General features: G+C 61.8%; 1 protein-coding gene. It reads left to right on the top strand.

All coding sequences use genetic code 11. The features are described 5' to 3' along the window. Positions 1-94: 94 nt before the first annotated feature. Positions 95-1166, top strand: a 1072-nt coding sequence (locus ABZX92_RS45920) for a hypothetical protein (RefSeq protein ID WP_355572493.1), incomplete at its 3' end; no start/stop codon positions are given.

The following is a 1166-nucleotide window of genomic DNA, read 5'->3' as shown; positions in this document are numbered from 1 at the left end:
CGATGTGAGTGTAGTGATTCGATGAGCGGTGTGAGGATCCGGTGTGAGGCGTTGTGTCTTGCGCGGGTTTTTGCCGTGTGGGCAGGGCTGTGATATGGCTGTCCACGGCAATATGACGGTTCCTCCGGATTTGAACTGGGTTTTTATTATTCTTGCGGGTGCGGATTGGCCGCCGGGTCGTGAGGGTGATGTCTGGCGGATTTATGAGGCGTTGCTGGAGGCCGGTGACGATCTGGATGGTGTGGTCGGTGGTCTGGTGGCGGCGTTGGAGGATGTGCGGAATCATTGTGATCCGATGGTGGGTCGTGCTTTTTGGCGTTATGGGGAGAGGCTGGCGGAGCAGCCGGCGTTTTATGCGAGTGGTGCTCGTGGTCTGGCGGAGATGGCGCGTGGTTATTCGCTGAATGTGCAGGGTGCGAAGATTTCGATCATTGTGCAGTTGATTTTCGCGGCGGGCGAGATCGTGCACATGTGGTTCGATCCGGCGGAGTGGCCGTTGATCGGTCCGTTCATCGGGATGATGCGGACGGTCGTCAATGCGATCTTCGCCAGGTTCGCCGCGTGGATCGAGCAGGCGCTGCAGGTGCTGGTGCGTGACAGTGCGATGTTCTTCGCGATGGCGGTCAACCAGGTGACCGTGGAGAAGGTGACGGCGGCGATCGGCGGGATCATCGCGGAGATGGGCAAGCAGTTCCTGGACGAGGGTGTGGAGGAGGTCTACGAGGACGCGATCGTTCAGTTGTGGCAGAAGGCCGAGAGTGCGAAGAAGTGGTATTGGGACGACACGCTGAAGTCGTTCACCTATGGTGCGGCGGCTGGTGCGTTCGCGGGGTTCCTGGGCGGGAACGTGCGCGTGTTCAAGCCGGAGTGGGCGGGGAGGTGGGTGACCGCGGGTCTGATCGAGGGTGCTACCGAGGCGTTCGTCGGGGCGATCACGATTCCGGAGGGGGGTGATATCCGGGATATCTGGAAGGGGACGCTCAACGGGCTGGTGTCGGGTGCCGGCATGGGGGCTCTGCACGAGTGGAAGCACGACCGGGACCAGAAGTTCGGGCAGGACCCGCTTGCCCCGCCTCGGGACATCAAACTCGACACAGGTGGTTCCAGACCCGGCACAGGCCTCAAGCCCGGCACGGATCTCAAGCCCGGCACGGATCTCAAGCCCG

It is taken from the genome of Lentzea sp. NPDC006480, assembly GCF_040611995.1.
Lineage (GTDB): Bacteria > Actinomycetota > Actinomycetes > Mycobacteriales > Pseudonocardiaceae > Lentzea.
The sequence above is the reverse complement of the archived record's forward strand: the minus strand, read 5'-3'. Positions and strand labels throughout refer to the sequence as shown.